A 9,815-nucleotide genomic window follows, 5' to 3' on the forward strand; every position below is an offset into this window, starting at 1 on the left:
ACCGCGATACCCAGATTCCGGCGGCGGGCGCGGGGCCCGGGCGCATCGTAGAGAACCGTTGCGCCGCTCATCGTTTGCTGCCCTTCATCGTTTGACCGCCAATCTCTTCGCCAGGTAGCCGAAGACGTAGCCCTCGAGCAGGGTGATGATCATGAACCCGATCGCGATGATGACGAAGATCGCCACGATCTGATCGGCGTGGTTCTCGATCTGTTCCTTCATCAGCAGCGACGCCTCGGCCACACCGATCGCCGAGGCGATCGTCGTGTTCTTGGTGAGTGCGATCAGCACGCTGCCCATCGGCCCGATCACCGACCGTGTCGCCTGCGGCAGCACGATGGTGCCGAACACCCGGCTGAAGCCCAGCCCCAACGAGCGCGCGGCCTCGGCCTGTCCCAGCGGGACGGTGTTGAAGCCGGAACGCAACGTCTCGCACACGAAGGTGGACGTGTAGATCACGAAGCCCAGCACCGCGAGCCAGAAGTTGTTGTTCTTGATGAAGTTCTCGTTCTCCGGCGCGAGCGTGAGACCGAGGTTCTGGTACAGCCCGATCGAGCAGAAGATGACGATCAGCGTCAGCGGGGTGTTCCGGACGACGTTGACGTACGACGTGCCGAACAGTCGCATCACCGGCACCGGGGACACACGCATGCCGGCGAGGATTGTTCCCCACACCAGCGAGCCGATGGCCGCGAAGAAGGTCAGCTTGATAGTCACCCAGTACGCGGGCCACAGCTCCGGACCGATGTCGCTCCACAGTTCGTTCATGACAGACCCGCCGGGCACGGGGTGGACTTCGAGTCGAGGAACGACAGATCGCCGGGTTTCGGGGTGAAGGTGAACGGCGAGTCGGGTGCGTCGGCCCGCTTCATCAACGTCTCGACCTCCTCGTCGCCGACGGACTCACGCAGGGCGCGTTCCCACGGTGACGACCCCGACCCGTCCGGCGTGAGCATCTTGTCCAGCGCCTTGTTGGCGGCGGTGACGTTGGCCGGGTAGTTCTTCGGCATGCCGATGCCATAGCGCTCGGTGGAGAACGGTGCGCCCTCCTTGCGGAGCGCCTTCTTTCCGGAGGAGGTGACGCAGGCGTCCTTGGGGTAGGTCATGTCGACGATCTTGAACTGATCGTCGTAGATGTCGAAGTTCGCGAATCCGGCGAGGATGACCTCGTCGGTGGTCAACGCGTCGATCTTCTTCAACCGCAGGGCCTCCACACAACCGGAGTAGGAGTCGTACTCCTGCAACTGGATCCGGGGGAGCTGCGCCTTGACGTTCTGCGCCGACGTCGAGCCGGTCACCGAACACAGCTTCTTGCCCTTGTCGAGATCGGTGAGGGTGGCGATGCTGTCGTCGTCTTTGCGGACCAGTAGTCCCTGGTAGTTCACCAGGTAGGGGCCGGCGAAGGCGACACGCTCGGAGCGTGCGGCGTTGATCGAATAGGTGGCGGCGATCATGTCGACCTCGCCGTTCTCGATGAGGGTCTCGCGCTGGGCGGACGGTGTCTCGCGCCAGGTGATCTCGGGGTGCTTGACACCGAGGTCGTCGGCGATCGAGTTGACCACATACCGCGAGACGAGCGTGTCGAAGCCGGTGAAGTCCTTGTTGGGTTCACGGAGTCCGAGGCCGGGCTGGTCGTATTTGGTGCCGAGGATGACCGAGCCGCTCTTGATCGACCCGATCAGGTCCCTCGGGTTGGTGTTGCCGCAGGCGGTCAACGATGCCGCGGTGACGGCGAGCGTCATGGTGAGGATGCCGAAGGTCGACCATCGACGCCGGCGGGGATGTGCAGTCGTCATCAGTGGCCCAGGATCTTGCCGAGGAAGTCACGGGCGCGGTCGGACTCGGGCCGGGTGAAGAAGCTCTCCGGATCGGTGTCCTCGACGACCGCTCCGTCGGCCATGAAGATGACGCGATCGGCGGCCTTGCGGGCGAAGCCCATCTCGTGGGTCACCACCACCATGGTCATGCCCTCCTTGGCCAACGACACCATCACGTCGAGGACCTCGTTGACCATCTCCGGGTCGAGCGCGGAGGTGGGCTCGTCGAACAACATCACCTTCGGGTCCATGGCCAGCGACCGGGCGATGGCGACGCGTTGCTGCTGACCGCCGGAGAGTTGGGCGGGGTACTTGTCCTTCTGGGTGGCGATCCCGACACGTTCGAGCAGTTCCATCGCGCGCTTGCGGGCCTCGTCCTTGCTCTTGCGGCGCACCTTGATCGGCGCCAGCGTGACGTTGTCGAGGATCGTCTTGTGGGCGAAGAGGTTGAACGACTGGAAGACCATGCCGACCTCGGCGCGCAGCGCGGCGAGGCCCTTGCCCTCGGACGGGAGCAGGTCACCGTCGATGCGGATCTCGCCGTTGTCGATCGGCTCGAGACGGTTGATGGTTCGACACAGGGTCGATTTGCCCGATCCCGACGGACCGAGGACGACGACCACCTGACCGGCAGGGATCTCGAGGTTGATGTCCTTGAGGACGTGGAGTTCACCGAAGTGCTTGTCGACTCCCCGCAGCGAGATCATCGGCGGTCTGTCGGTCTGCGGCGCCGGTGCGGCGGATCCGGGTTGCGATGCGGTCATGGGTGGCAACCTTACGTTTGCGAGTACCGGGATCGGCGCACAATCACCGCCTTGGGTAACGAAAACTTTACTGTGTCGCCCCCGATCGCGCCGGGTGCAGCGCCCGTGGACGATGCCCCTCGATCCGCTGAGTACGCTGGTCACGATGAGTGCCACCGCCATACACAGCCCTCTCGGAGCCGACGCGCCGGCGCCGACGACCGCTGCCGCCGGATCCCCACGCAGCTACCAGGTCCGCACCTACGGCTGCCAGATGAACGTGCATGACTCCGAGCGCATCTCGGGCCTGCTGGAGGACGCCGGATACGTGCGTGCCACCGACGGATCCGACGCCGACCTGGTGGTCTTCAACACGTGCGCGGTGCGGGAGAACGCCGACAACAAGCTGTACGGCAACCTGTCACACCTGGCGCCGATCAAAGAACGACGCCCGGACATGCAGATCGCCGTGGGTGGCTGCCTCGCGCAGAAGGACCGCGCGACGGTGGTGGACAAAGCGCCCTGGGTAGACGTGGTGTTCGGCACCCACAACCTCGGGTCCCTGCCCGCCCTGCTCGACCGCGCGCGTCACAACGAGGCCGCCCAGGTGGAGATCCTCGAGTCGCTCCAGGAGTTCCCGTCCACGCTCCCCGCGCGACGGGAGTCGTCCTACGCCGGGTGGGTGTCGGTGTCGGTGGGGTGCAACAACACCTGCACGTTCTGCATCGTGCCCGCGCTGCGCGGCAAGGAGGTCGACCGGCGTCCCGGCGATGTGTTGGCCGAGGTACAGGCGCTCGTGGACCAGGGCGTCATCGAGGTCACCCTGCTCGGCCAGAACGTCAACGCCTACGGGATGTCCTTCGCCGACCCGGATCTGGGACGGTCTCGCTCGGCGTTCGCCGATCTGTTGCGCGCGTGCGGGGACATCGACGGCCTCGAGCGGGTGCGGTTCACCTCTCCGCATCCCGCCGAGTTCACCACCGACGTCATCGACGCGATGGTCGAGACGCCCACCATCTGCCCGCAGCTGCACATGCCGCTGCAGTCGGGGTCCGATCGGATCCTGAAGTCGATGCGCCGCAGCTATCGCCGCACCAAGTTCCTGGCCATCCTCGACGAGGTGCGCGACCGGTTGCCCGACGCCGCGATCACCACCGACATCATCGTCGGGTTCCCCGGGGAGACCGAGGAGGACTTCGAGCAGACCCTCGATCTCGTCGCCCGCGCCCGGTTCACCTCCGCGTTCACCTTCCAGTATTCGCCGCGTCCCGGCACACCGGCCGCCACGATGGCTGATCAGGTGCCCAAAGAGGTTGTGACCGAACGGTATCTACGGCTGACCGCGCTGCAGGACGAGATCTGCCTCGAGGAGAACCGACGACAGATCGGCTCGACGGTGGAGTTGCTCGTCGTCGCCGATGCCGACGGGAAGAACGGTGGTCGCAAGAACTCCGAGACCAACCGGATCTCCGGTCGCGCCCGGGACGGTCGGCTCGTGCACTTCGTGGGCGACCGCGCGCAGATCCGGGCGGGCGACGTCGTCGAGACCGTGGTCACCGGCGCGCTGCCGCACTACCTGATCGCCGAAGGAGCACTGCGCTCGCACCGGCGCACCCGCGCCGGGGACGCCTCGGAGGCGGGTCGTACCGCCCAGACACCACCGATCGGTGTCGGGCTGGGCATGCCCACGATCGGCCGTACCGACCCGCAACCCGCAACCGCGGTCGGCGGCTGTGCAGGAGGATGTGACGTATGACCGAAGGAACGAACCGATCGTCGGGAGCGGACGGCTCCGACGGGTTCTCCCAGTTCGAGGGTGACCTCCGTCGCGCCGAACGCAAGGTCGCCGGCGAGATCGACCCGGGCGCCCGCGCGGTGGTCGTCGCGGCCGCCGTCCTCGTGGCGATACTGTCGATGGTCCTGCCGCACACGGGGTCCGCGAACGGTATCGACGTCCTCACCTTCGCCGCCGACGCGACGACCGAGCGGGTCACGATCACCTCGCGTGTCTTCGTGTTCCTCGTGGTGATCTTCGGTATCGGGTTCTCGATGCTCGCGCTGGTCACCCGCCGGTGGTTCCTCGCGTGGATCGCGTTGTGCGGCAGTGCCGTCGGGTGCGTCGCGGGGATGCTCGCCTGGTGGTCGCGCAACACCCCCGGGGTGGACGGGATCGCGCCGCCGCACGGTGTCGGGATCGGTCTCGGCCTCGGCTGGCTGGCGATGTTCGTCATCACCTTCCACTGGGCGCGTGTCGTCTGGGCGCGCACCAACTATCAGCTCGCCCTCGAGGAGCGGCGTCGGGCCGACGCCGCGGCCGCCGAGGACCGTGCCCGTGCGCTGCAACGCAACGTGACCCGCACCACGACCGAGTCACGTCCCACTCCGGAGGATCCGGCCGGTCACTCGACCGAGTGATCGCCGGCGGGTGGGCGACTAGCGGTCGGAGACCGCGCTCGCCGCGGCCTGCGCCCACTCCCGCCACTGCTGGGCCTGCGCCCGCAGATCGGCCGCCTCCTTGTCCCGCCCACGGGCGTCGGCCTTGCCCGCCTGTTCCTCGAGGTGCGCCACGCGCTCCTCGAACTGCTTCGCGCGCGCGATGACCTCGGGATCGGTCGAGCGCCAGTGCTTGTCCTCGGCATCGGAGATCCGCTTCTCGATGGCCCGCATGCGCTTCTCGAGACTCTGCACGTGCTCGCGGGGCACCTTGCCGATGGCGTCCCACTGCTCGCGGACGGTCCGGAACTCACGGCGCGCGGCGTCGAGATCGGTGGCCGGATCGACCGTCTTCTCGGCCGTCGCCAACAGTTCCCGCTTGGCGGCGGCGTTGGCCTCGAACTCGGCGTCGCGCTCGCTGCCCGCGGCGTTGCGCGCGGCGAAGAAGACGTCCTGGGCACCCTTGAATCTCTCCCAGAGCGCGTCGTCCTGATCGCGCGGAGCCCGTCCCGCCGCCTTCCACTCGGTGAGCAGGTCCCGGAACTTCCCGGCGGTCGGCCCCCAGTCGGTCGACCCCGACAGCGCCTCGGCGGCCGCGATCAACTCCTCCTTGCGCGTCTTGGCGCCGGCGCGTTCCCGGTCGAGATCGGCGAAGTGGGCCCCGCGGCGTCGGTTGAACGCGTCGCGCGCCTTCGCGTAGCGCTTCCAGAGGACGTCGTCGGTCTTGCGGTCGACGCCCTTGATGGTCTTCCACTCGTCGAGGATCGCGCGGAGGCGGTCGCCCGCAGACTTCCACTGCGTGGTCTCGGCGCCGATCTGCTCGGCCTCGGCGGCCAGTTCTTCCTTGCGGGCGATCGCCGCGGCTCGCGAGGCGTCGCGGTCGCGGGTGCGCTTCTCGGCCACCGAGTCCGCGTCGTCGATGATGGCGGTCAACCGTGCCTCGAGTGCGGGCACGTCGCCCAGGACCGCGGCGGTGGGCAGGGTCTCGCGCAACGCCACCGCGGCGGTCTTGGTCTTACGGGGATCGCCGGTGCCCGCGGTGAGACGCTCCTCGAGGATCTCGACCTCGGTGGCCATGTCGTCGAACCGACGACCGAAGTGGGCCAGGCCCTCCTCGGGCGCCCCGGCCTGCCACGAACCGACCTGCCGGCGGATGTCGCCGACCTCCAGCCACACCGCACCGTCGGCGTCGATGTGACCGAACTTGCTCGGATCGGTCTGTGGTTGATGGTGCGCGTGCACGACCTCGGGGGCGGCGGCCGCATGCGGTCGCGGTCCCGGTCGGGGCCCCGGCTTGGGCGGACCCGGGGTGGGTCTCGGCGGCGTTGCCACCTCGGATCCGGCGGGCTCGGTGGCCTGCGCGTCCTGCGGTGTCGGATCGGTCATGTCGGTGTCCTCGTCCCTGCCGCGCGTCACGGCTGCCGTCTACCTGAAGCGGATACGTCCGGCCCGAGGGCCGGTTGCGGTGTCCATTCAAACAGGTGGGCGGCGTTTTCGTGCGCACTCGTCACAGGACGACGCGGCGTCCCGCGGGCGCTGCGGAACCGCTCGGTCGGCTAGCGTTGCGAACTGTGTTGACCGCAGCCGCTTTCGTGCCCGGTGCGCCCCTGCTGGTCCCGTCCGTCTCCGGCCCCGGCGCCACCGAGGTCGTCGATCTCCGTACCGCGGTTCTCGAGGTCACCCGGCGACTCTCGGGCGCGGCGCAGCGGTGGGTCGCCATCGGGGTGGGTGATCCCGACACCGGCGACCTCTCGCGGGGGACGTTCGCGGGATTCGGGATCGACGAGATCGTGTCGTTGCGACCCGATGGCGGCGATGAGCCGGTGTCGGCCGTCATGGCCACGCCGATGCTGGTCGCGGGCTGGTTGCGCGGACAGATCGCCCCGTCGGCGCAGGTGTGCCCGACTCTGGTGGAGGTGTCGACGAGCCCCGGGGAGTGTGCCCGGATCGGAGCCGAACTGGGCGCCCGTATCGCCGACACCGACGAGGCCGTCGGTCTGCTCGTGGTGGCGGACGGTTCCTTCGGATTGTCGCCCGGCGCGCCCGGCGGGGCGATCGTCGGCGCGGGTGAGGTCGGGGACCGATTCGACGCGGCCGTCGCGACCGCCGACCTCGACGCCATCAAGGCATGGAGCGCGAGCGAGGCGGCCGAGGCGGGAATCGACGGCCGCGCCGCGTGGCAGGTGGCCGCGGCGGTCTGGCGGATCGCGGCCCCCGGGGAGTTCTCCACCGAGTCCGTCTATTGCGCGGCACCGTTCGGCGTCGGTTATCAGGTGGCCTGGTGGGGTCGGTGACCGTGCGGACGCCGGTCGCGGTGATCGGACCCACCGGGACCGGGAAGTCCGATCTCGCTCTCGATCTGGCCGAGCGGTTCGACGGCGAGATCGTCAACATCGACGCGATGGCGCAGTACCGCGGCATGGACATCGGCACCGCCAAACCCGCACCGGCACAGCGCCGTGGGGTCCCGCACCACCAGCTCGATGTCCTCGACGTGAGCGAGACCGCGACCGTGGCGCGATATCAGCAGGCCGCCCGGGCCGACGTGGAGACCGTCCTCGCCGCGGGGCGGCTGCCGGTGATCGTCGGCGGCTCCATGATGTACATCCAGTCGCTGCTCGACGACTGGAGTTTCCCGGCCACCGACGCCGACGTCCGGGCGCGATACGAGGCGCAGCTCGCCGACGTCGGGGCCGCTGAGATGCACCGTCGTCTCGGCGCGGTGGACCCGGCCGCGGCCGCGGCCATCCTGGACACCGACGGCCGCCGGATCGTGCGCGCGCTGGAGGTGGTGGAGCTGACCGGCGAGCCGTTCGCCGCGTCGGCCCCGCAGAAGGGGACACCGCGCTGGTCGACCGCGATCGTCGCGCTCGACCGCGAGACCGACGCGCTCGACGACCGCCTGCGCAGGCGTACCGACGCGATGTTCGACGCCGGGCTGGTGGACGAGGTGATCCATCTGATCGATCTCGGGTTGCGCGACGGGCTGACCGCGTCCCGGGCGATCGGATACGCGCAGGTGCTCGAGGTCATCGACGGCGACCTCGATCTCGACACCGCCCGCGAGCTGACCTTCACCGGTACCCGCCGCTACGTCCGCAGGCAGCGTTCGTGGTTCCGGCGCGACGATCGCATCCGGTGGTTCGACGCCGCCGATGACCGGCTACTCGACCACGTCACGACCCACCTTCGCGACCTCGATGTCCGGTAACCTGGGCGGATGCGCAGCAGTGGGCGGTCGTCAGCCGAGTCCCTCGAGGCCGCCGGGATCGAGTTCCTCAAGGGGCACGGGACGCAGAACGACTTCGTGCTGCTCCCGGATCCGACCGCCTCGGTCGACCTGACCGCCGACCTCGTCCGAGCCCTCTGTGACCGACAGCGCGGAATCGGCGCCGACGGCGTCCTGCGTGTGGCCCGGGCCGATGCGCTGTGCGCCACCGGGGTCCTGTCCGAGCTGCCGGCCGGGGTCCGCACCACCGACTGGTTCATGGACTACCGCAACTCCGATGGTTCGGTGGCCGAGATGTGCGGCAACGGCGTCCGCGTGTTCGCGCACTTCCTCGCGTCCTCCGGCGCGGTCGCGGAGTCGACGTTCACCGTGGGCAGCCGCGCGGGCGGGCGACGCGTCGAGGTGCATTCGGCCGACGACACCACCGCCGACGTCAGCGTCGAGATGGGCGCGGTGACCGCCGGTGTGGAGAGCAAGGCGGTACTGGGCGACACCACGGTCGCCGGACTGGCGGTCGATGTCGGCAATCCACATCTCGCCTGCGTCGTCAGCGGACTCGACGCGACGGCGCTGGCCGAGTTCGACCTCGCCCACGGCGCCGACTTCGACCCCGCGGTGTTCCCGGACGGGGTGAACATCGAGATCATCACGCCCATCGCCGACGGCGCGGTCGACATGCGGGTCCTCGAACGCGGTGTCGGTGAGACGCGCAGCTGCGGCACCGGGACCGTCGCCGCGGCCGCGGCCGCGCTGCGCGCGAGCACCGGATCGCAGGTGGGCACGGTCGACGTCCGCGTGCCGGGCGGGCAGGTGACGGTGCGCATCGACGAGACCGGCGCCGTGCTGCGGGGACCGTCGGTCCTGGTGGCCTCGGGCACCCTGCGTGCCGGGTGGAACACCCCGTGAGCGGCGGCGCCGACGGAAATAGACGTGCGCCGTGCACGGTTTGCATGAGATACATGAGTGAGACCCCCGAGGCCCCGGCATCCAGCCGGTGAGTTCTCGACACAGATCAGGAGAACACCTTCATCTTCGACACACACACCTCAGATGACGCGACCGCCACCGACGTGACCGACGCGTTCCTCGACGACGACGCACTCGACCCCGGCACGCACGACGCCGATACGGACGGCACCGACGTGCCGCCGGCCCGGGTGCCGTGGCGATCCCCGACCACCGGCGAGTTCCAGCTCGACGAGCGGTCCTCTCTGCAGCGTGTGCCCGGTCTGTCCACCGAGCTCGAGGACGTCACCGAGGTCGAGTACCGCCAACTGCGGCTCGAGCGGGTCGTCCTCGTGGGTGTGTCGCTCGACAGCTCGGTGGCGACCGCCAACGCCCGGATGGCCGAACTCGCCGCACTGGCCGAGACCGCGGGGTCGGAGATCCTCGACGCCGTGATGCAGCGTCGGGACAAGCCCGACCCGGCGACCTACATCGGCTCGGGCAAGGCCCACGAACTGCGTGAGGTCGTCCTGGCGACCGGCGCCGACACCGTGATCTGCGATGGCGAGCTCACGCCCGCACAGCTCAACGCCCTGGAGAAGGTCGTCAAGGTCAAGGTCATCGACCGCACCGCGCTGATCCTCGACA

The 9,815-nt window shown here is 68.9% G+C and carries 9 protein-coding genes and 1 pseudogene; 6 read left to right on the top strand and 4 right to left on the bottom strand.

All coding sequences use genetic code 11. The features are described 5' to 3' along the window. Positions 1-84 precede the first annotated feature (84 nt). From JHC79_RS14505 to gluA, 3 genes are read right to left on the bottom strand one after another with little or no spacing between them, the layout of a single operon-like run. Positions 85-768 carry an amino acid ABC transporter permease gene (locus JHC79_RS14505; RefSeq protein ID WP_296391971.1) on the bottom strand — a complete coding sequence of 228 codons (684 nt, stop codon included), beginning with the start codon at positions 766-768 and terminating at the stop codon, positions 85-87. Next, on the bottom strand, positions 765-1,742 hold the full coding sequence (locus JHC79_RS14510) for a glutamate ABC transporter substrate-binding protein (protein ID WP_296391982.1): 978 nt from the start codon (positions 1,740-1,742) through the stop codon (positions 765-767). Before JHC79_RS14510 ends, JHC79_RS14505 begins: the two co-directional genes overlap by 4 nt. 53 nt (positions 1,743-1,795) lie before the next feature. Then, entirely contained in the window at positions 1,796-2,524 is a 729-nt protein-coding gene (gluA, locus tag JHC79_RS14515; RefSeq protein ID WP_296391984.1) for a glutamate ABC transporter ATP-binding protein GluA, read from the bottom strand. Between the two features lie 202 nt (positions 2,525-2,726). Between gluA and miaB the strand changes: the two genes are divergently transcribed. Continuing rightward, positions 2,727-4,316: a tRNA (N6-isopentenyl adenosine(37)-C2)-methylthiotransferase MiaB gene (gene miaB / locus JHC79_RS14520; protein ID WP_296391973.1), complete on the top strand. Its 1,590-nt coding sequence runs from the start codon at positions 2,727-2,729 to the stop codon at positions 4,314-4,316. Next, positions 4,313-4,975 carry a hypothetical protein gene (locus tag JHC79_RS14525; RefSeq protein WP_296391976.1) on the top strand — a complete coding sequence of 221 codons (663 nt, stop codon included), beginning with the start codon at positions 4,313-4,315 and terminating at the stop codon, positions 4,973-4,975. Before miaB ends, JHC79_RS14525 begins: the two co-directional genes overlap by 4 nt. Before the next feature lie 18 nt (positions 4,976-4,993). Here JHC79_RS14525 and JHC79_RS14530 read toward each other — a convergent pair whose 3' ends face one another. Continuing rightward, entirely contained in the window at positions 4,994-6,379 is a 1,386-nt protein-coding gene (locus tag JHC79_RS14530) for a DUF349 domain-containing protein (protein ID WP_296391978.1), read from the bottom strand. Positions 6,380-6,564: 185 nt separating this feature from the next. Between JHC79_RS14530 and JHC79_RS14535 the strand changes: the two genes are divergently transcribed. The 4 genes and pseudogenes from JHC79_RS14535 to JHC79_RS14550 form a co-directional block, all read left to right on the top strand. Next, positions 6,565-7,287, top strand: a complete 723-nt coding sequence (locus JHC79_RS14535) for a hypothetical protein (RefSeq protein ID WP_296391980.1) — start codon at positions 6,565-6,567, stop codon at positions 7,285-7,287. Next, on the top strand, positions 7,284-8,204 hold the full coding sequence (gene miaA / locus JHC79_RS14540) for a tRNA (adenosine(37)-N6)-dimethylallyltransferase MiaA (RefSeq protein ID WP_296391986.1): 921 nt from the start codon (positions 7,284-7,286) through the stop codon (positions 8,202-8,204). The genes JHC79_RS14535 and miaA overlap by 4 nt, the downstream gene beginning before the upstream one ends. 57 nt (positions 8,205-8,261) lie before the next feature. Then, positions 8,262-9,128: a diaminopimelate epimerase gene (gene dapF, locus JHC79_RS14545; protein ID WP_296391988.1), complete on the top strand. Its 867-nt coding sequence runs from the start codon at positions 8,262-8,264 to the stop codon at positions 9,126-9,128. Between the two features lie 236 nt (positions 9,129-9,364). Next, positions 9,365-9,815: pseudogene (locus tag JHC79_RS14550) on the top strand (GTPase HflX); the annotation flags it as partial.

It is taken from the genome of Williamsia sp. (assembly GCF_016462415.1).
In the GTDB taxonomy this organism is placed as follows: Bacteria; Actinomycetota; Actinomycetes; order Mycobacteriales; family Mycobacteriaceae; genus Williamsia_A.